Origin of the sequence: Rasiella sp. SM2506 (genome assembly GCF_050859505.1) — a bacterium.
Classification (GTDB): domain Bacteria; phylum Bacteroidota; class Bacteroidia; order Flavobacteriales; family Flavobacteriaceae; genus Marinirhabdus.
Genome location: NZ_CP193934.1, coordinates 2989331 through 3010251, shown reverse-complemented (window position 1 = coordinate 3010251; position 20921 = coordinate 2989331). Strand labels below are relative to the sequence as shown.

General features: G+C 36.1%; 21 protein-coding genes. 7 read left to right on the top strand and 14 right to left on the bottom strand.

Annotation, left to right across the window (positions count from 1 at the left end; genetic code table 11):
- Positions 1 to 9 precede the first annotated feature (9 nt).
- Positions 10 to 1419, top strand: a complete 1410-nt coding sequence (locus ACQ2HF_RS13605) for a DUF6252 family protein (protein WP_432410965.1) — start codon at positions 10 to 12, stop codon at positions 1417 to 1419.
- Positions 1420 to 1542: 123 nt separating this feature from the next.
- Here the strand turns inward: ACQ2HF_RS13605 and ACQ2HF_RS13600 are convergent, their stop codons facing one another.
- Positions 1543 to 1974 (bottom strand): hypothetical protein, encoded by a 432-nt coding sequence (locus ACQ2HF_RS13600; protein WP_432410964.1) that lies wholly within the window; start codon positions 1972 to 1974, stop codon positions 1543 to 1545.
- 72 nt (positions 1975 to 2046) lie between these two features.
- On the opposite strand from ACQ2HF_RS13600, the gene ACQ2HF_RS13595 reads away from it, so the two are divergent.
- Positions 2047 to 2733 (top strand): DUF2461 domain-containing protein, encoded by a 687-nt coding sequence (locus tag ACQ2HF_RS13595; protein WP_432410963.1) that lies wholly within the window; start codon positions 2047 to 2049, stop codon positions 2731 to 2733.
- Between the two features lie 52 nt (positions 2734 to 2785).
- Here ACQ2HF_RS13595 and ACQ2HF_RS13590 read toward each other — a convergent pair whose 3' ends face one another.
- On the bottom strand, positions 2786 to 4069 hold the full coding sequence (locus ACQ2HF_RS13590) for an OmpA family protein (protein WP_432410962.1): 1284 nt from the start codon (positions 4067 to 4069) through the stop codon (positions 2786 to 2788).
- A gap of 162 nt (positions 4070 to 4231) precedes the next feature.
- The gene (locus ACQ2HF_RS13585; RefSeq protein WP_432410961.1) at positions 4232 to 4645 is read right to left on the bottom strand and encodes a glyoxalase; all 414 of its coding nucleotides are present in this window, start codon (positions 4643 to 4645) and stop codon (positions 4232 to 4234) included.
- Positions 4646 to 4798: 153 nt separating this feature from the next.
- Between ACQ2HF_RS13585 and ACQ2HF_RS13580 the strand changes: the two genes are divergently transcribed.
- Positions 4799 to 6157 carry an NAD-dependent succinate-semialdehyde dehydrogenase gene (locus ACQ2HF_RS13580; RefSeq protein WP_432410960.1) on the top strand — a complete coding sequence of 453 codons (1359 nt, stop codon included), beginning with the start codon at positions 4799 to 4801 and terminating at the stop codon, positions 6155 to 6157.
- A 102-nt stretch (positions 6158 to 6259) separates the two neighbouring features.
- Here the strand turns inward: ACQ2HF_RS13580 and ACQ2HF_RS13575 are convergent, their stop codons facing one another.
- Both ACQ2HF_RS13575 and ACQ2HF_RS13570 read right to left on the bottom strand, forming a co-directional pair.
- The gene (locus ACQ2HF_RS13575; RefSeq protein WP_432410959.1) at positions 6260 to 9349 is read right to left on the bottom strand and encodes a WD40/YVTN/BNR-like repeat-containing protein; all 3090 of its coding nucleotides are present in this window, start codon (positions 9347 to 9349) and stop codon (positions 6260 to 6262) included.
- Positions 9350 to 9458: 109 nt separating this feature from the next.
- On the bottom strand, positions 9459 to 10184 hold the full coding sequence (locus tag ACQ2HF_RS13570) for an outer membrane lipoprotein-sorting protein (protein ID WP_432410958.1): 726 nt from the start codon (positions 10182 to 10184) through the stop codon (positions 9459 to 9461).
- 129 nt (positions 10185 to 10313) lie between these two features.
- Here ACQ2HF_RS13570 and ACQ2HF_RS13565 point away from each other — a divergent pair, with 129 nt between their 5' ends.
- Positions 10314 to 11201, top strand: coding sequence for a DUF72 domain-containing protein (locus ACQ2HF_RS13565; RefSeq protein WP_432410957.1), 888 nt, complete (start codon positions 10314 to 10316; stop codon positions 11199 to 11201).
- On the opposite strand, the gene ACQ2HF_RS13560 is transcribed toward ACQ2HF_RS13565, so the two are convergent.
- From ACQ2HF_RS13560 to ACQ2HF_RS13550, 3 genes are read right to left on the bottom strand one after another with little or no spacing between them, the layout of a single operon-like run.
- A complete protein-coding gene (locus ACQ2HF_RS13560; protein WP_432410956.1) occupies positions 11198 to 12274 on the bottom strand; it encodes an endonuclease/exonuclease/phosphatase family protein in 1077 nt (358 codons plus the stop codon). The two genes, ACQ2HF_RS13565 and ACQ2HF_RS13560, sit on opposite strands and share 4 nt — an antisense overlap.
- A gap of 45 nt (positions 12275 to 12319) precedes the next feature.
- Positions 12320 to 13594, bottom strand: coding sequence for a mechanosensitive ion channel family protein (locus tag ACQ2HF_RS13555; RefSeq protein WP_432410955.1), 1275 nt, complete (start codon positions 13592 to 13594; stop codon positions 12320 to 12322).
- Positions 13595 to 13873, bottom strand: coding sequence for a DUF3817 domain-containing protein (locus tag ACQ2HF_RS13550; protein WP_432410954.1), 279 nt, complete (start codon positions 13871 to 13873; stop codon positions 13595 to 13597).
- A gap of 122 nt (positions 13874 to 13995) precedes the next feature.
- On the opposite strand from ACQ2HF_RS13550, the gene ACQ2HF_RS13545 reads away from it, so the two are divergent.
- The gene (locus ACQ2HF_RS13545) at positions 13996 to 14919 is read left to right on the top strand and encodes a mechanosensitive ion channel family protein (protein ID WP_432410953.1); all 924 of its coding nucleotides are present in this window, start codon (positions 13996 to 13998) and stop codon (positions 14917 to 14919) included.
- Here ACQ2HF_RS13545 and ACQ2HF_RS13540 read toward each other — a convergent pair.
- Positions 14916 to 15524 carry a M15 family metallopeptidase gene (locus tag ACQ2HF_RS13540; RefSeq protein WP_432410952.1) on the bottom strand — a complete coding sequence of 203 codons (609 nt, stop codon included), beginning with the start codon at positions 15522 to 15524 and terminating at the stop codon, positions 14916 to 14918. The genes ACQ2HF_RS13545 and ACQ2HF_RS13540 overlap by 4 nt on opposite strands.
- Positions 15525 to 15626: 102 nt before the next feature.
- Here ACQ2HF_RS13540 and ACQ2HF_RS13535 point away from each other — a divergent pair, with 102 nt between their 5' ends.
- Complete coding sequence (locus tag ACQ2HF_RS13535; protein ID WP_432410951.1) at positions 15627 to 16358, top strand: SDR family oxidoreductase; 732 nt, start codon at positions 15627 to 15629, stop codon at positions 16356 to 16358.
- A 9-nt stretch (positions 16359 to 16367) separates the two neighbouring features.
- Here ACQ2HF_RS13535 and ACQ2HF_RS13530 read toward each other — a convergent pair whose 3' ends face one another.
- The 4 genes from ACQ2HF_RS13530 to ACQ2HF_RS13515 all read right to left on the bottom strand — a co-directional run bounded on the left by ACQ2HF_RS13530 (position 16368) and on the right by ACQ2HF_RS13515 (position 19344).
- Entirely contained in the window at positions 16368 to 16724 is a 357-nt protein-coding gene (locus ACQ2HF_RS13530; RefSeq protein ID WP_432410950.1) for a hypothetical protein, read from the bottom strand.
- A gap of 114 nt (positions 16725 to 16838) precedes the next feature.
- On the bottom strand, positions 16839 to 17240 hold the full coding sequence (locus tag ACQ2HF_RS13525) for a hypothetical protein (protein ID WP_432410949.1): 402 nt from the start codon (positions 17238 to 17240) through the stop codon (positions 16839 to 16841).
- 103 nt (positions 17241 to 17343) lie between these two features.
- Positions 17344 to 18186 (bottom strand): OmpA/MotB family protein, encoded by an 843-nt coding sequence (locus tag ACQ2HF_RS13520; protein ID WP_432410948.1) that lies wholly within the window; start codon positions 18184 to 18186, stop codon positions 17344 to 17346.
- 348 nt (positions 18187 to 18534) lie between these two features.
- Positions 18535 to 19344 carry a zinc ribbon domain-containing protein gene (locus ACQ2HF_RS13515; RefSeq protein ID WP_432410947.1) on the bottom strand — a complete coding sequence of 270 codons (810 nt, stop codon included), beginning with the start codon at positions 19342 to 19344 and terminating at the stop codon, positions 18535 to 18537.
- A gap of 138 nt (positions 19345 to 19482) precedes the next feature.
- On the opposite strand from ACQ2HF_RS13515, the gene ACQ2HF_RS13510 reads away from it, so the two are divergent.
- A complete protein-coding gene (locus ACQ2HF_RS13510; RefSeq protein ID WP_432410946.1) occupies positions 19483 to 20478 on the top strand; it encodes an IS1595 family transposase in 996 nt (331 codons plus the stop codon).
- Here ACQ2HF_RS13510 and ACQ2HF_RS13505 read toward each other — a convergent pair whose 3' ends face one another.
- Entirely contained in the window at positions 20479 to 20847 is a 369-nt protein-coding gene (locus ACQ2HF_RS13505) for a hypothetical protein (protein WP_432410945.1), read from the bottom strand.
- Positions 20848 to 20921: the final 74 nt, after the last annotated feature.

The following is a 20921-nucleotide window of genomic DNA, read 5'->3' as shown; positions in this document are numbered from 1 at the left end:
AATATATTTATGAAGAAATTTCAACATCTAAGCCTTATTCTACTTGCTTTTATAATAACAGTTTTTACAAGTTGTGACAATGAACCCTTAGAAGGTGAATTTCAACAAGAAGATCCATCTGGAGCAGCAGCAGAAGGTCAATTTATAGCAACGGTTGCTGGTGAATCTTTTGTTGCTGAAAACACACAGGTAGTGTTTTTTAGCGAACGTAATATTTTATCTATTACAGGTACTAAATCTAGTACAGGAGAAGTAATTACCATGGCCATAGAGAATCCTTCGGTTAGTTCCTTCGATCTTACGCAACCTGTAGGATTCCAGGTAGGGGCTGCATATTTAGACAATGATGTCGTTCCAAACCCTTACGTTTCTTCGGGAGCATTCGGAGGAGCAGGTACGCTAGATCTTACTGTATACGATACAGATGCTTTAACCGTGAGCGGTACGTTTGCTTTTACAGCAGCCCGTATTCAGATAGACGATATGGGTATGCCTGTTCTGGATGATTCGGGTGCCCCAGTAATTGAAACCATAAACATTAATGGAGGTGCTTTTAATACCATTCCATATACCATAGACAACTCTATGGGCGGCGAGGATCCAGCTCCTAATAACGATACAATTTTTGCGAAAGCAGATGCTGTAGATTTTATTCCTACAAACGTAGTTGTATCGCAATATACGGTTGGAATGACGCCAATGATTCAAATAATGGCCACAGATTCAATAGGAGCTAGCCTACGTTTGGATATTCCGGAAACATTAGCAATGGGAACGTTCGACCTTTTTAATGGTATTTCAGACGGTTCAAATCTCATAGGATATTACAATCCCAATAATGGAACTGAAACACTTTCTTCAAATCCCGGAACCATTACCATTACCGAATTTAGTTCCTTCTCAGGAAAATTAGTGGCAAGTTTTGAATTTACCGCTAGAGATCCTTTAGGGCAGGATCCAACAGTTATACCGATCACCGAAGGGAACTTAGACGTAACGTTTGTTCCAACCCCCGGAAACATCACTGCAGCTTTTGAAGCCGATGTAGATGGAACTAATTTTATCGCTGAAACCGTAACCGTAGAAGCTACTACTTTTAACGGAGTTTCAATGCTTACAATCACAGCAAGTATGGCGGGTGAGACCATTCAATTGGATTTTCCAGTAGCTGCTACAACAGAAGGTATGTATGGTATGAGCCCAGCACTGGTTACTGGTAATGAAATTGTAGGAACGTATCTCCCTACAAGCGGGTCAGAAATATCGTTTACTTCAGATCCGGGAACGTTTACCGTTACAACATTCGACGAAGTTGCAAATGTTCTACAAGGTACCTTCAGCTTTACAGCAAAGGATGCTTCATTAACAGATTCTACGGTCTACGAAATTACAATTGGAACCTTTTTAGTGCAATTGTAACCTTTATATAAGAGCTTTAAAAGGATTTTAAAAATTTATATAAAAAGTCGTCTAGCGATATGTTAGACGACTTTTTATATTTAAATACTACTACTTTAATTGTAGGTTTTTAACTTTTAAAAGTTACGAAAGCCATCCATTTCTGGAAGCTCCTTTACTATAAAAATACAGAAAAATAGAAATTGTAATTACTACCAACGGCATAATAGCTGCGGTCATTCCTAATACGGTCATTACCTCTGTTCCAAATAGCCAATAGCCTTGTGATACGAGCACAGTAAGTAGTGATATACCAAAGAGCCCAACGGTAACTTTCTTTCTCAAAAGCATCGTAATACATGCCAACACGCCACTAAAAACGGCGATCCCAAAAATAACCAGATACCAAGTAGGCATCCCTGTATATAAATCGGCCTGTTCCTGAGGAAGTGCGGCAACCACAGCCTCTAATAAAATAGTGGCTGAAAAAAATTGAAAAATCCCTATTAAGTTCCAGAGTAAGGCGAGGATTGTAATAACCCAAAAGCTAGTGGGCGGTTTCATGTGTGTAGACATACTAAATTGGTTTAAGGTTATTCCTATAAATATATGAAAATTAAGGTATCTTTAGTTTTCAATTAAAATAGTATGACCCCAGGAGTACCAAAATCATCTTTAGAATTTTTAGCTAAACTTGCCATAAACAACACTAAAGATTGGATGGATGAACACCGAAAGGAATATCAATCCAGTGAAAAAGAACTCAAAAAGTTTTACGCCGAAATTGAAAAAGGCCTAAATATAACAGATGAAATTGCCAAAGTAAAGGTCTTCAGAATAAACCGAGACATACGGTTTTCCAAAGATAAAACACCGTACAATATGCATCGCAGTGCTAGCTTTAGCAGGGCAGGAGTACAGCGTAGGGGTTCATATTATCTGCGCATAGAGCCTGGTAATAAGAGTAGGCTTGGAGGAGGTTTTTTTGGACCCGAACCAGACGATTTACTTCGAATTAGAAAAGAATTTGAAATGGATGCTTCAGAAATTAGGGCAATTCTTTCAGCTCCTAAATTTAAGAAAATATATGGTGGCGTTTTTAATACTTGGAATGCCGTAAAAACTGCGCCAAATGGTTTCAGTAAAGACGATCCTAATATCGATCTCATTCGTTTAAAAAACTTTGTCGTAACCCACAACTTTACAGATTCCGAAGTAGTAGCTCCCAATTTTGCTGAAATAGTTATTGAACATTTTGAACTTCTGCGACCTTTTTTCGATTATATGAGCGACGTATTAACCACAGATCTCAATGGAGCTTCTATCCTACCATAAAAAAAGTCCTTCAACCTAAGTTGAAGGACTTACTTATTAAATAGGTATATACTTATTTCAGTTTAAAAGTAACTCTTCTTACAAGTTGTCTTGCTTGAGCAGAACCTTTTTCTACTGAAGCATCTTCACCATTACCAGTAACGGTTAATCTACTTTCAGCAACTCCAGAAGCAACCAGGATTTCTTTCACCTTGTTTGCTCTTTTCTCCGAAAGATTTTTGTTGTACTCAGCGTTTCCAATTTCATCAGCATATCCAACTAATTCAGCATTAGCTGCTGGATTTTCGTCCATGTACTTTATTAGGTAATTGATGGCTTCCAAAGAGTAAGTCTCTGGCGTAGTACTATTAAATTTAAAATAAACGTTTACATAACCTTTATCGAGTAGTTCTTTTACATTAAGACCCCCTTGATTTTTTACATAGTCAGATTCATTTACATACCGGTTGTCTAAAGCTGGCTCTAACTCATCTGGAATACCATTTTTGTTTACATCTACAGCAATACCTTTAGTGTTTACGGCTACACCAGAAGTAGTATTTGGCTCTCTATCCAAATAATCCGGCACTCCGTCTTGATCTGTATCAATAAGATCTGTTTCTACTTTAACCAATCTGTCTTCCAATTCTTCAATTTTAGACTTTAAGGTCGATTCTTCAGAGTACCAGTCGGCATGAGTACTATTACTTCCTAAATATATATTGAAACCTGCAGATACGTTATATAAAAGACCGTCGTCAATTCTTCTGTTTGCAGTTTGAATAATTTCAGTCCCATCCCAAGAGCGTTCCATTCCAACATTTGGAATTAGCGAAAAATCTGCATAGAAAGCAATTCTTTCAGAAATTTTAATCTGAGGTGTGATTCCCAGAACAATGTTAAAAGCAGAATCTTTTTCATCTAATTCAACAGGAGCTTCATTATTTATTAAAGAAAAACCACCCCCTGCGTGAAACAATAAACCAATGGAGTTGGTCCATTCTGAAAATTCTAAAATATTTCCAAGGTTAGAAACACCCTCTACGGTTGCTCTATAGTAAGAAGTTTCAAAAGGAAGACTTCCTTCTTCTTCTGAAAGGCTAGCATATCCAAAATTGGTGCGAATTCCAAATTTTTCATTCATCATGTAACGAACACCAACCGAAGCTTGATAAGGAGCAATCCCTCTAACGCTGTATCCATCTGCAAATGGAGATGACGGTTTTACAAAACCACCTCCAAATTCGATAGACCATTTATTGTACTCTGTATTTAGTAAGGTTTCTTGCTCGTTTTGTTGAGCCATTGCAACAATTCCAAACAGGAACATTGCCATAAGTAGGGTACTTTTTTTCATAATAATTTCTATTTAAGTTTGTACAAAAATAGAACCCTATTTATTCATAATGTAGAGAAAAAACATATTTAAAGAAAACTTAACATGTTGTCTTAACGTCTATAAATGCTAGCTTCTTTTAGTTTATTGTCTTTCAGATTTGTAGAGAATATTATTGCTTTTTCAGGCAACAAAAAAAGCAGCTTGGTCCAATAACATCACATTGCTTTTTAATCTTTCCTTAACAATATTCATCATTCGTTTGTTCAAAGCAGAGGAATTTTGAATATATATATCGTATTCTTCCTTCGTGAATTGGCCAATTATCATTCCTTTCAAACTATTACGGAATTTCATATCCTTATGGATTGCGTTTTCAATATAATCCAAACGTTTTTCAATAGAGATATCGTAAAAGACATTTTTATGCTTTCGGCAGTAATTCTGAAATACCGCAACGAACAAGTCATTCTGAAGCTTGGCAATAGGACGTAATGTTTTATTCTGAAAATATTCTTCCGTAGACATTCCAGGAAGCAATTTTGCCGAAGGAATCTCAGGGCGTAATTCTAACAATACACTATCTCGTGAATTCATAACTATTGGGTTTTACTAAATGTAGGAAAATGTATACTTAAAATTCTATCCCTTAGTGATAGTTATAAACGCTTTTTCAACAGGGCAGTCGTTAAAATAGTCTTAATCCATCGCCGTATGTATGTGCTCTTACGTACTTTTAAAAGAAAAATAATGAGCACTATTATTTCTACAAATCCATATTCGGGAACAGAAATTGAATCTTTTACGGCACATACTAAGAAAGAAATTACCGAAATTTTAGAAAAAGCAGACAAACGATTTTATGCTTGGCGAGAGACTTCTTTTGCTGAAAGAAAAAAACTGATGCTGGCAGCAGCTTCAGAATTAAAAAAAAACAAGCAGGAATATGCAGAAAAAATGACACTGGAAATTGGCAAACCCATTTCCCAATCCATTGCTGAAGTGGAAAAATGTGCCTGGGTCTGCGAGTACTACGCCGAAGAAGCCAAAACTCACTTAGCGAATGAAGTTATTAAAACAGACGCTCATAAAAGTTATACTAGTTATGAACCTTTAGGAGTTGTATTAGCCGTGATGCCTTGGAACTATCCATTCTGGCAGGTATTTCGGTTTGCAGCACCCGCGTTAATGGCAGGAAATATTGGAGTGTTAAAACATGCCTCTAACGTATTTGGAAGTGCGCTTAACATTGAACAAGTGTTTAAAAGAGCTGGTTTTCCAGATAACTGTTTCACGACACTATTGGTAGGAAGTGATAAAATTGAAGCCATTATTGAAAATCCTATAGTAAAAGCGGTAACCTTAACAGGGAGTGGTCCCGCAGGAAGTGCGGTTGCCGAAACTGCTGGTAAAAATATTAAAAAATCTGTCCTAGAATTAGGAGGGAATAATGCCCTTGTGGTGCTGAAGGATTGTGATATTACTAAGACTGTAGACGTGTGTGTGCAGGCACGATTTCAAAATACAGGACAAAGTTGTATCGCTGGGAAACGTTTAATTATAGACCATAGCATTGCTGAAGAGTTTACCGAAAAATTATTACGGAAAGTGAGAGAACTAAAAAGCGGCGACCCAATGGACGCAGAAACGTACATTGGTACCATGGCAAGAGAAGACCTTGCATCTGAATTGGAAGACCAGGTTGCTAAATCTATTAAAGAAGGAGCGAAACTTTTAATAGGAGGGAAGCGACAAGGCGCTTATTTTGAACCTACCGTCTTAGGAAATGTAACGCCAAAAATGACCGTTTTTAAAGAAGAAACTTTTGGGCCAGCATTATCCATCACCACCTTTAAAACAATGGATGAAGCTATTGAATTGTCCAACAATTCAAAATTTGGTTTGGGCGTTTCCATCTTTACCAAAGACATTGAAACCGCCGAAAAGCTAGCTTATAGATTTAACGAAGGTGCTGTTTTTATTAATGAACTCGTAAAAAGCGATCCAAGATTACCTTTTGGAGGTGTAAAGGAAAGCGGGTATGGTCGTGAATTAAGCAAACACGGGATACGGGAGTTTGTGAATAGGAAAACGGTTTATATTAAATAACAAATCTCAAAAACCAAATTCCAGAAAATATAAAAACCTGTCAGTTTTTTTAGAACTAACAGGTTTGTTTTTTGGAATTTACCTATAGGCCTAGCCTACAAGTTACTTGTCTGATAAGAATTCTTCTTTGCTTTCTATCTTCAGTTCCATTTCATTCTTTTCCAGAAACTTTACAAACTTTTTACCTTCTTTGTTTTTGATTTCTTCAAAACGTTGTTTCTCGTTTTCGAATTCCTCTTTGATCAACTCGTAGTTTTGCATTTGCGCTCCTGTAACGCGATCATAACTTCCAGCTATATTTGCATACAACTCACCCATACGCTCTCGTAATTCTGGCTCTGCAGAGGCTACGTAGTTATCTCCGGTTGTAACCACAAGGTCTGTACGCAAACTTTCTAAAGCATCATGTAATTCCTGCGCTACCTTTTTGCCTTTTGGGTTGTTGTCTATCACATCTTTGGCTTTTGTTTGCATTTCACCAATTTCATACACCACATAGGCCAAGTCCTCCACCATATTAAACATGGTCTCTGTCATTTTCTCCTGGTTTTTTCTGTCGGCAATTGTTGTGATAGCCGTCTCATCATATGTAGTTTCAATGATGTGCTCATAGGTATCTTTTCCTTTTGTTAAAACCACTTTATATGTTCCTGCTGGAACTCTAGGGGATGTAAATCCGCCAAAGGAAAGTGTTTTGGCCGCAGCCATTTTTGGATTCGTGGTGTTGAAACCCCAATCTACTACGTTTATACCTTTTGATTTTCCAGGACTTAATTTGGTTAAGGTATTTCCTTTCATATCTTGAATTTCCATCGTCATCTTTCCGAAGGTATGACGCTTTTGTAAATAGTAAATAATTCTAGCGGAGGTTGGCTTATTGCTACCAACAAATTGCGTTTCTGCTCCAAAACCTCCAGAAAAACCACCTTGTTCTACCATGGTTACGGGCTCTGTTTTAAAGAAATGTACATCTTTTGAAAGTACCTCTTGATTTACTTCACGCAACGGACTAATATCATCTATAATAATAACCCCACGACCGTGTGTCCCCATCACGATATCGTTAGTGGCCTTTTGCATATCGATATAATGCACTGCTACTAAAGGCATATTATTGGTAAAATGAGACCAGTTAGCACCACCGTCTACCGTTACATACAATCCAAATTCGGTTCCTAAGAATAGTAAATCTTCATTTATATAATCTTCTTGAATGTTTCTTACGAATGCTTTCGCATCGATATCTTCTGAAATAATATTTTTCCAAGTTTTTCCGAAATCGGTTGTTTTTAATGCATACGGCTTCATATCGCCACTGGTGTGACCTTCAAAAACAGCGTAGGCCGTTCCTTTTCCGTGTACACTCGCCTCAATGTGATATACCCACGTATTTGCAGGAATTCCAACTAAGTTTGCCGTAACATTGGCCCAGGTTTTACCACCGTCTTGCGTTACTTGTACATTGCCATCGTCTGTTCCTACCCATAATACGTTCTGGTCTAATGGAGATTCGGCGATGGTAAAAATCGTGGTGTGATTTTCAGCACCACTATTATCTACTGAAAGCCCACCAGATTTAGACTGGTCTTGTTTCATTTTATCGTTCGTAGTTAAATCTGGAGAGATAATGGTCCAGGTATCTCCCATATCATCAGATTTATGTACAAACTGGCTTCCCATATAAAAACGATCTGGCATGTGTGCACTTACCGCCATTGGGGCATTCCAGTTAAATCGTAATTCTGCATCCCCTTTTTTCGGTAAGGGTTGGATGGTTTTTGTTCGGTTTTTATCTACATCGTAGCGCCAAACATTTTCGGCACCTTGCATTTCAGAATAAATAATATTTTTTGTAGGATGTTTCAGCACACGGAAACCATCTCCGGCACCAACGCTGTTCCAGTCTCTGGCTTCTACACCGCCTGGAGAAGAACTAGGTCCCCACCAGCTACCATTATCTTGTAAACCACCATACACATTGTAAGGGGTTTCATTATCTGTGCTAATATGGTAAAATTGAGAGAGTGGAAGATTTTCTACAATTTCGAAAGTAGAACCACCATTCCAGGAGCGGTATACACCCCCATCGGTTCCAGAATACATAACGTCACTATCATTTATATGAAATACAATATCGTGAATATCACTATGCATATTCCCTAAATTTTTAAAGGTTTTACCACCGTCACGGCTAATAGATCCGCTTAAACCACCTTTGAGAATGATGTCCGGATTCTTAGGGTCTACTGTAATTCTGGCAAAATAGAAGGGTCGCACTACCAAACCAAAATCATTATTTAAATGCTCCCATGAGCTACCTGCATTTTTAGAAACCCACAACCCATTTTTTGATTTGTCTTCGGTTTCTAATACTGCGTACAATCTGTTGTTATCGCTTGGCGCTATTGCAAGGCCAATACGGCCAAATTTACCTTCTGGGAAACCATTATGGATTTTATTCCAGGTTTTACCGGCATCTATAGATTTGTAAATGGCGCTATTTTCTCCTCCAGAGTTAAAGCCCCATCCGCTTCTTCTGAATTCCCACATAGAAGCGTAGAGTACGTTAGAATTTTTCGGATCCATAATCACGTCACCAGCTCCTGTTGCAGGGTTTAAGTATAATACCTTGTTCCAGGTCTTTCCGCCATCGGTAGTTTTATAAACGCCTCGGTCTTGGCTATCGCTCCATAAAGCCCCTAAAACACCAACATATACTACATCTGAATTTGTTGGGTCTATCACAACAGAAGCAATTCGCTCACTGTTTTCAAAACCTGGAATCTCTTGCCAGGTTCCACCTCCGTCTGTAGAACGGTATAAACCATCACCTACAGATACAGAGTTACGTGTCCATGTTTCTCCAGTTCCTACCCAAATTACCTGATCTGGATTTTTAGGGTCTAACGTTACAACCCCTATAGATTGTACGTGATCGTCAAAAATAGGAGCGAAGGTGGCACCACCATCACTACTTTTCCAAACACCACCACCAGCTGTACCTGCATACATAATTCTGGAATTCGTTGGATGTAATTCTAGATCGTTAATACGGCCACTCATAAGTGCAGGGCCAATGTGTCGCGCTTTCATATCGCCAAAGAGTTCTTTACCTTTTAGCGTAATTTCTTGCGCTTGTGAAGTTACAGGCAACAACGCTATTGTAAAGATTGCTAATAGTAATTTTTTCATGATAAGTTGGTTTAGTTAGACAATAAGTGGATTGATGAATTCCATATTCATTCAAAATTTGGTAAAAAAAATCCCCGACAAGCAGGGATTTTACTATTTTTTGGGAAGCTTACTTCTTCTCAGGAAAAGCAAACATCTCGTCAGTTACTTCTGGATTTAAAACAATCTCTTTAATTGTAATATTTTGTCCAACCATTCCCATATCAAACGGAAAGTACAAGCCATCAACTTCTTGATAATCGCTCATAGTATTGGTTGCCATTTGGCCGTTTGCTTCAGATTCTGATGAAATGATTACCATATTTTCAGTATCGAAGTAGTGGTAAGAAATATTATCTTCTTCTATACCATCTTTCATTGTAGGCTTTTGGGTTAATTTTATTTTGTAGGTTTCAGTCCCTTCTTTGGTTTCTTTGCCTAACAATTCTACCTGGTAGCCGCGGTCTGCGTAGTTATAAAAAGGATTAGGGAAGTCTCCAGCTGTTTTTTTCATGTTTGCTGTAGTTTCTGCATCACTTTTTTCAGCTTCACCTGTCATAAAGTTTGTAGTCCACATGGTTTCTCCATCAAAAGCAAATTGAGTGATTTCTTGTCCTTGTAAATTGATTTTTACCATCTGTCTACCATCTTTCATCTGAATGATATCCACAGGAATTTCCATTCCTTGAGCATTGGCAGTAGCTGTCATTTTTATTCCTTCCAACTCTCCCCAAGCATCCATACCACCAGTGTTTTCAAAGTATGAAGTAATAATCTCATCGGCCGTTTGGGCTTGTGCTATTGGAGCGATGGCTACCACAAGTAAAGCGATGATTAGTGTTTTTAATGTTTTCATTTTTAATATTATTAAGGTTTATCGTAAAGGTAAGACTCTCACAAGTGTTTTTTGTTACAAGGCCGTAATATTTTTTTTTGAATTTAACATTTTTTGAATGTTTATCTTTACTGAAAAGAACCACAAATTATGAATTTTGGAAAAGTAGACAATCCTGCCGACATAGATTTTACATTGCCACCAGACCATCCTGATACTAAAAAGCTGTTAGAAAATTATAAGAAAGCAACTAAACCAAACCTTTACGTAGGCTGTGCCAAATGGAACCGAGCCGATCTAAAAGGATTTTATCCGCGTGGTACCAAAGATGAATTAGCGTATTATTCGACGCAATTTAATAGCATTGAGTTAAACGCAACCTTCTACAGAATTTTCCCTGCAGATGTCTTTGCAGGTTGGTATGAAAAGACTCCGGCAGATTTTCGGTTTTTTCCGAAGGTATTTCAAGGCGTTACGCACTGGAAGCGCTTAAACGATTTTGAAAATTATTTGAATGAATATATACTAAACGCTTCCAATTTGAAAGAAAAGTTAGCAATGCCTTTTGTACAGTTACACAACAATTTTTCTCCTAAGGATATAGACAGGTTGCCCCATTTTTTCGAAGCCATTCCTAAAGACATGCGCATAGCCATTGAGTTTAGGCATACAGATTGGTTTAATGATACAACTGTTGCTACTGAATTGTACGATATTTTAGAGAAATATAAAGTTACAAATATACTCGTAGATAGTGCAGGAAGAAGAGATTTGTTGCATATGCGTATGACGTCGCCTTCAGCATTTATACGGTACAATGGAGCTAACCACGAAAGCGATTATACACGTTTGGACGATTGGATTGATAGGTTGGCACTTTGGATAGAGCAAGGGCTTCAGGATATTTACTTTTTTGTACATCAGAATTTGGAGAAGGCATCGCCGTTACTTTCGGCACACTTTATTAAAAAGGCGAATGAACGTTTTGGAACTTCACTGCATATCCCACAGATGGACGATCCTAAGACGTTATTTTAGTAATCCAATTCAAATTTTTCCACGCCATTTGCTTGTTCTTTAGCACGTTTCAGCTCTTTTTCGGTAGGCTTTTTAGGTTTTTGCTCATCTTTTAGGGAAGGCTCAAAACTTAATTCGGTATAGGTAGGAAAATGATCTGAATTTATATCTGAACCTACTTCTATATGCTTTACCCTAAATTCCGAAGAGATAAAAACGTGATCTAAGGGCCATCGCATAAAAGTACTTTTTGCACTAAACGTGTTAAAAAAACCACGCCCTTTTCTAGGGTCCAATAGTTCTCCTACATTATGGAATAAACTTGTTGTTGCAGACCAGGCAACATCGTTAAAATCACCCAAAACCAACACAGGATATTTAGATTCCCTGCTCATGTTGGCAATTTTCATCATTTCTGCATCACGATCTGAGGAAGTTGGATTGTGCTGCGGCATGGGTGGCGTAGGGTGAATGTTATACATTTGCACTGTATCTCCAGATCGCAGAATTACTTTGGTCGCAATAGATGGAATACTATCATCTACCAAATATCTAACTTGTGGATTCACTAGCTCAAGCTTGGAATAAAGTAACATCCCATAGGTGTTATCCAGAGGCACTTCAACTTTATAAGTATAGGAAGTTGGCAACACTTCCAGAATTTTATTTTGCCACGGTTTGTGAGCCTCCAGAAACAGTAGAATATCTGCATCTCTAGCAATAATTTCTTGCTGAAGTTTTTCCGGTTTTTTATTTTTTTGATACACATTGGCAGTATAAAGCTTGAGGAGTTCGCCTTGATAGTTTGTAGAGCTACTTTTTGCTTCCTCTTTGGCATAGGGTGTGTAGGCGTGTATTTTTGAATACTGAAAACCTAAGCACGCTATTAGCGCTGTTACAAATATATAATCCTTCCATTCTTTTATTTTAAACCGCATAAAATAGGTTATAAATGCTGTAAATGTAAGAATGGTTAATTGAATGTGTGGAAAATCGAAAACCCTAATCCACCAATAATCTATTGCCAATAACGGCAAAAGAGTTAATACAATCGCAAGGCCTGCAAATAGCTGAAGAAATAATTTTAGTTTCAAAATGAGGTTGGTTTACGTAAAGATATAATCAGCGTCGAAAGTATCTTAACTGTTTAAGGAAATTTTAGCTAAATCCTTCCCGGTAGGAGATTCAAAAATTTCCAGGCCAAAGTAAGGAACGGCAGCAATAAGATGGTCAAAAATATCGGCTTGAATGTGTTCGTAGTTTTCCCAAGTCTTATCGTAACTAAAACAGAAAATCTCTATTGGAATTCCTTTGTCGGTTGGCGCAAGGTGACGCACCATTAAAAATTGATCTTTATTAATAGCTGGATTTTCGTGTAAGAATGCATCTGCATATTTTCTGAAAATCCCCAAATTGGTCTGGTTTCTACCATTAATAGACAGGGATCTATCGGCTTCCGTAAGCCTGTTATATTTATTGACGTCTTTCTCACGATGCTCGATGTAAGGTGCAATAAGCTGAATTTTTTTCAAATTTTCAATCTCTTCTTCCGTAAGAAATTTTATGGTGTTCTGCTTTATAAAAATGGATCGTTTTATACGTCGCCCTTCAGATTCCTGCATGCCACGCCAGTTCTGGAAGGAGTCTGAAATTAAGCTATAGGTAGGAATGGTTGTGAACGTATTATCAAAGTTTTGAACCCGGAAGGTGGCCAGATTAATTTCGGTCACGTATCCGTCTGCACCAAATTTGCTGAAGGTAATCCAATCGCCTATACGCACTATATCGTTTACTGAAACCTGAATACTCGCAACAAATCCAAGAATAGTGTCTTTGAAGATTAGCAATAAAACTGCAGAAAAAGCTCCAAGCGTAGTGAGACTTTTTAAACTAAAGTCTGTTAAAATATTAACTAGCAAAAATACACCAACACTCCATGCGAAAATCATTAAGACCTGAGAGTAACTTTCTAAGGGCTTATCGCTATATTTTTCCTTACTGTGGCGTAGAAAATTATTGGTAGTTCGTAAAATACTTCTGAAAACTAAAATACACAGTAATACTAGATACAGCTGAGCAATTTTGTGCATACCACTTTCTACATACGGAAAATCCTGAAAAATAGACGGTATGAGATACCATACAATTCCTAAGGGTATAAAATGAGCAATGAATCTGGGAAAATTACTCTTCACCAAAAAATTATCAAAGCTAGTTGTAGTCTTATCGCTAAAGGCCTTAAACAGTTGCACAATAACTTTTCTACACAAAATATCCAAAAAAGTAGCCAGCACAGCAATAATAATTGCATTTACGGTAACATTTAAGATAGCTGCCCAGGTTTCTCCCATCCCTAATTCGAGAAGGTATTCGCGCAGCAAACATGCATAAAGATTTAGTGTATCTCTTTCCATTTATAGGTATTTACGTTCAGCATAAAATGGGCCCAACGGCAAAACGGAGCACAGCATTACAATAGCTAGTGTTCCCCAAGACCATTTTAATTTCTCTTTCATAAAATAAGCGCCAATAATGTATGCAATAAATAAGATTCCGTGCGCCATTCCTACAAAACGAACCATCTCTGGCATATCCCAAATGTACTTTAAAGGCATTGCAATACACAGCAATACCAAAAAAGAAATAGCTTCTAGCGTGCTTATAATTTTAAATGTTTTTACTGAAGTATCCAAGAGTGAAAGATTTTGTGCAAAGATAGAACAACTGCAACGCACAGCCACAATTTCAAAAAGTTTTATTAAGAGTTGTTTGTAAGATACGAGGTTGTTGTATCTTTAAAATTATAACGAAATATATGATTCCACTGATACAATCTTCTACCGATACCATTATTAATGCTGCCGAAAATTACTATGACAAGTTTTTGAATTTGTTGCCAAGAATTGCCATGGGAATTTTTGTAATAGTCGCGGGGATTTTAATTGCCCAACTCATCACAAGCTTTTTCAGAAGGAGAATCATGAAAAAAGCGCAAGATCCTTTAATGGCAAAGTTTTTAACGCAGGCGGTAAAAATTATTCTTATTCTTATTACGATTATGATAGCGCTGGATGTAGCAGGCTTACGAGGAGTCGCAACGGGTATTTTAACGGCTGCTGGCGGTGCAGCTATTGTTTTGGGATTTGCATTTCAGGATATTGGCAAGAATTTTTTGGCAGGTATTATTTTAGCATTTAATAGACCCTTTGGAGTAAACGATACCATTATGGTAGATAGTCACTTCGGGAAGGTGATGGCGCTTAATTTTAGGTACACTCATATTAAAACAACAGATGGACGGGATATTTATATTCCTAATAGCGATGTACTCACAAAACCAGTGGAGAATTATACCGCAGATGGGTTTTATAGAGTTGAATTTGTTGTGGGAATAGGCTATGAAGATGATATTGAAAAGGGGAAGGAAATTATTATGGAAATTCTTAATACGAATACCGAAATTGTTCATGATGAAACGCACGAAAATTTTGTTATTGAAAACGAATTGGCTGCCAGTACGGTAAATCTAAAAGTTTTCTTTTGGATACATACGGTAGATTATAGAAGGGCTTCCAGACAATTACGAGGTAAAATTATAAAAGAAGTAAAAGAGGCGTTTATTGCAGCAGAATTTATAATGCCTGGAGATATTACTGAAATTAAATTATACGGAGGTCAAAAAGATATCCCACTTCGTTTAAAATCTGATCCGCCAGACAATAATTTGAGTACTTCTTAATTACAGGGCAAAGGTTCGTTTAGTGTTGGAAAGCTCCAGTTTTTACGGTAACTGTAATGCCACCATTCGGTGCGTACCGTTCCAAACCCGAATTTTTTCATGCCTTCTCTCAATAATTTTCGGTTCGCTAAAATTTCCTTGCTAAAGTTAAAATTATCTATGTGGCTCTCTCTTCCGAAGAAATCATAGTCACTTCCCATTTCCATATAGCAACCTTCCAGCGTTACGAGCGTAATGTCCACAGCAGCACCTTTATTATGAATACTCCCACGACCATAAGGATTGGCTACATAAGTGGGGCGGGGTACTTTTTTCCACATTTGTTTTTGAACATCTAGGGGACGGTAACAGTCGTACAATTTTATGCGATAGCCTTTTTCACAAAAGTATTGGTTGGCTTCCAGAAGCGCTTTAGCAACTTCAGGTTGCAAGAGACATACGGAACAATCATAGAGTGTTTCACCAATAAAATTGTCTGGCGTGGCATACCGGACTTCGTATTCAAATTCTGAAGGGTACTCGGCAATATTTACCAGTTCTTGTGTAATTCCGAAGAAAGGGAGGTTTAAAAAAATTAAAAGTAGATAGAATTGTAATCGTTTCATTTTGAAGAATAGTGATAATTTTGAAGTTCTCGTTTTTAAAATTAAGGATTATTTAATACTTCCTGATACTTTCAAACTGTAACTTTACGAAAAAAGAAACTCATGCAAAATATACAAGGAAAAGTAGCCTTAATTACAGGAGGCACCAAAGGAATAGGATATGGAATAGCAGAAGCACTCCTTAAACAAGGTGTGAGTGTTGCTATTACCAGCCGAAGTCAAGATGCTGCAGATGAAGCTGCGAAAATGCTAAATAAAAAAAGTGAGACTAATGCCCACGCTATTGGAATAGCAGCAGATGTACGTTCTTATGAGAGCCAGGAACAAGCTGTTAAGGCTACTGTAAATGAATTTGGAAAACTTAACGTGGTAATTGCCAATGCAGGTTTAGGACATTTTGGTAGTATAGAAGACATGAGTATAAAGCACTGGAATGAAGTGATAGATACTAATTTAACCGGAGCATTTTATTCTTTAAAATCTTCCGTAAATGCTTTAAAAGAAACCAAAGGATATTTTATTTCTATTTCCAGCCTGGCGGGAACCAATTTTTTCGAAGGGGGAACTGCCTATAATGCTAGTAAATTTGGTGTAACAGGCTTTACACAAGCGGCAATGTTAGACCTTAGAAAACATGAAATTAAAGTAAGTACTATTATGCCAGGAAGTGTCTCTACCCATTTTAATGGTAACGAACCTACTGAAGAAGGTGCTTGGAAGATACAAATAGAAGATATAGGTAAGTTGGTGGTAGATTTATTACAAATGCACCCCAGAACGCTACCAAGTAAAATTGAAGTAAGACCAACGGTACCTCCTAGTGCGAAGAAATAATAGCTTCTTTTAAAAAAAGGTTCTAGACCAATCGACAGCTTCTTGTAGCTCTTCAAAAAAAGCGAAATTTCTATTGAAATGATTCTGTTCTTCCATGGCTCTTTCGCGAGCTTTGGGGTGATTAGACACAATGCCAAAACCTATAAAATTTTTTAAAGTAGCCTTTTCAAAAACTTCTTTATCTATGGTATAGTTTTGAGTTCTATGAGCGATAAGAACAAAATTTTCAGAATTAAAAAAAGATTTTAATTCTTTAAAAGTATCTTTTGCTTTTTTCAGGCATACGTGTTCATTCTTAAAGATTCGAAGGATAGCATAGTTTTGGTGTAGTTCTATTTCGCCGTGAGGGAGTACCAGTTTTTTCATAGTCTTAAATTTTAAATGAGGTACAACCTTTGCGTAAAAGTTTTCATGTGCTTACTCGAAATAAATGTAATGAAAAAAATACAACAGAAACGCATTTCCTAAAAAAGTGATGATTTATTTCGAAGATACCCAATCAATGGCATCTTCTAGGGAATTGAAGGTTTGGTAGGTAGATTTGGTAAATATTTTTTCTATTTGAATACTTAAAAGGCCCTTTTCTTCATACGCAACTATAGCTACACGTGCGACCGTATGACGCTCTTTATAAAATTTGAGCCAATCCTGAGCATTTACAGAATATGAATTTATTCGATTGGATATATAATTAATCTTACTATCGCTAGATCCAAAAAACGTGTGGACCTTTTCAATTAAGCTCTGTGCTTTCTCCCAATCAAAATGAACACCTTCGGTTATTTCACTAACTATAAATGTATTAAAAATATAAAAATTTCCAAAGGGTTCGGAAATTTTCAATAAGCAATCTTTACTGAATTCAGAATTTTCTAGTTTCATAAAGGGGGATACTAAAGATTTTTTGCGAAGTGAATATACCAAAGAAAAATGCAACGCTCTATCACGGAGCGTTGCATTTACATAGTTGTTTACTTTCAGTTTATTAATTGGCAGAAAGTAGGGCCAAAAATTTATCTAAGTTAGGAAGTATTACAATACGTGTACGTCTATTGGTAGCACGACCTTCTTTACTATCATTTTCTGTAAGTGGGTGAAAGCTGCTACGTCCAGCGGCAATCAATTTTTCTGGAGCTACGCCGTACTTTTCTTGCAATGTTCTAATTACAGCGGTAGAACGTTCAACACTTAAATCCCAGTTATCTTTAATATAAGAACCAGATTTTACAGTTTGAGCATCTGTATGCCCCTCTACCATTACTTCAAGTGCAGGCTCACTATTAATTACATTTGCCAAACGTTCTAATAATGGATTTGCTTTTGGATTTACTTTATAACTTCCGGAGTTAAATAATAATTTATCCGAAATAGTAATCATCACAACCGTCTCGTCTATGTTAATTTGTATATCGTCTTCTTCACCTTCAGCAATTAAGCTGGAATCTAGATTCTTTTTTAGATTGTGTGAAATAATTAGATTCATACTATCTTTTAGGGTTGTAGCTGCAGCAAGTTCTGCTGGATCTACATTTGCCAAGGCAGCTTTCATTTTGTCCTTGTCGTTTTGTGATAACACAACCCCTTCAAATTGTTGTAATCTATCGTTGTTACTGTCGGTTAACGACTGGATTTTTTGATTGTAACTTGCTACACGATCCTCAATTTTGGCCAATTTTGTTTCGGCTTCTTCTTTTTCAAGTTGGGTTTTTGCTAAACTAGAACGGGTATCATTATATTGTCCTTCCAATTCTACATACTTTTTTTTAGAAACGCAAGAGGTAAATAAAATAGCTCCTGAGAATAGTGCTAATGCAATTGATTTTTTCATGGTATTTAGTTTTAGGTTTGTTATGTTTTTAATTCTGAAGCAAATATAGGTTGGGGATTCTCAAAAAAAATAGTTAACAAATGTGACAGTTTTGTTAAAACGGGATGTGTTTGTGTAGAATTCATAAAAATGAAGGTATTCTGTATAATTATTACACGGAAAACACGCTGAAATTTTTAAACCATCTCTAGTGCTATGGATACGATGTGAAAATACCAAGAAATGGGAAGTAGCTTTTGAAAATAATATTTCATTTTTACCAGAGATTATTTTTCATCCAAGAAAACTAAAATGGAATGTTTAGGTGTTTAATATATATCGCACTGTTATAGAGTTTTGTGGAATTGATTAAAAGTAATCGTTTTTATTCCATCGTTCAAGGTTTTTGAATCTGGTCATCAAAAGTTTTTTAGATAACCACCATTTCTTTTTAACTTCTTTCTTTTTAATTTCCAAAAACTCTTTTTTCGTTAAGTTGGGTTCTGTAAATTTCCCTTTCTTATAACAGTCTTTACAGAAAGCGTTACTTTTTGATTTATTTTTTTCTGTTCCGTATGGCTTCATTGAATTAAAGTTATATCCACAACTCTGGCAATACCTATATATTTTTTCATTTTGTTTAATTGGTTTTTCAACGGGAGTAATGTTATCAAATATCCAAGTTGATATTCCGAGAATGAATAAGATAAATCCTATTCCTAAAAAAGCTCCATAAAAATCTTTTTTACCATCTATGATTTCTTCTTTTTCTTTAAGGTTTTCTAATTCAATTTCTTGTCTTTTCGTGAGGATTTTTAGTGCTGCTTTTTTCTCTACATAACTATCCCAATATTGGTCAAGTGAATCGGTAACAATTTTTTTGTCTTTATTACCTGAAAAAGTTCTGGTAAATACCATGGATGAATCCACATAATAAACAATTGGGTTTTCAACTTTATATGTTTCAGATAACTCCTCTGATCGTTGGAGTAACTTTTCCCTTTCTAATTCTATCGTAAATGTCCTCAATACTACCGAGTCTTGAATTTTATCGTATTTATCAAAACGAGAAGAATATTTTTCTGATAGTTCTTTATCTATAAAAATTCCAAAAGCAACTCCAATAATCCCTAATAGGATCAAAAGTTTCGGAAGACTATCTGGAATGTTGATGCTCATATATTATTTGTATTAAAAATGCAACTTTTTAAAACTGTAAGATATAACTAATAGAATTTTAGCGCAAATTTAGCGCTTTAAATTCCCGTATCACCAGTATTCTCTGGATATTAGCTAATATCCAGTAAAATTAAAAATATGAATTTTCAAGATTTATCAGCAGATTTTAAGAAGTTATCTTACAGAAAACAACAGGAACTAATAAGTCTTTTGTCAAAACAAGTTATTGATTCAAGACCGATATTAAATCATAAAGAAACCCCAACCGAATGTCCTCATTGTGGTTGTAAGAAATTATACAAACACGGAAAGTATATCAATGGCGGTTCAAGGTTCAAGTGTAGAGATTGTAATAAGACTTTCAACGAATTAACAGGAACATCGATCCATAATATTCAAAAGACGGAAGAGTTCAGAGAATTTATAGAACAGATGTTTGAGGGAAATAGCATCAGACAAATATCGAAGGAAGTTGGAGTTTGTATGAAAACTGTGTTTGATTGGAGACACAAAGTATTGAGTAGTTTCAGTAAGATATTTACCAAGAAATTTAAGGGAATAGTTGAAACCGATGATGTGTTTTACAGATTCAATCAGAAAGGACGGGTAAATGATTTTAAGAAGTTACCAAAGAGAACACAAGGTGTTAATAACAAACATCAAGTGTCTGTTATGTTCAGTTTGGATAGGTATAAGACGGTTGATTTGAAATTGGTTAGTCTTGGTAAGATTACTACTGAAAATCTTTACAGAGAGATGGATTTATCGAAATTTGGTGATGAGAATATTATTGTATCGGACAAGTCGAGAGCGTTGGTAAAATTCTTTGATGTGTTAGGATTTGATCATGTTACATTTAAATCAAAAGAGAAAGTTCATCCGATTGACAGACAATTTCATGTCAATAACTTGAACAATTTTGCTGGTCGATTGAAGAGGTGGATAAAGGAGAATTTTTCTTCGGTATCTACGAAGTATTTACAGAACTATTTGAACTACTTTTTGATGTTGGAAATCTTGAAAGATGATAGTAATATGAAAGATAAGTGGTGGAACTTTATGTTGAGTGATAATGAAACTTTTGGACGCAACAGAAAGTCAGAAGAGGAGTATCAGGAGTTTTTGAGTTATTAATTAAGATTGGTTGATTTTCTTTATGATATTTTCATAATCGGATAAAACCCTTATAATCAACTTATATAATGATTTTAATTCACTTTCCATTAACATATACAAAGGTTGAGAATCATGTTCTTTATTACCATTATAATAATATTCCCATTCAAGTTTCCAAGATCCAAAAGTATTACTCCACTCTAAACTTATAAAATAGCAACAATTTTCACCATTACCGAATACGATTTCTCCCTCTAATTTTTTAGAATATTTTTCGATATTATCAATATAATATTTATTTAAAATGTCTTTTATTAATTTTAGAGTTGGCTTTCTTTCTTCAATGTTTTCAACAATGAATTCACCATATTTTTTAATTCTTCCCATAGGGTATATATTAACTTTTCTCATGTGAATAACCGTGTTGAGAACTCAACCCTATAACTCCATATAAATCAATA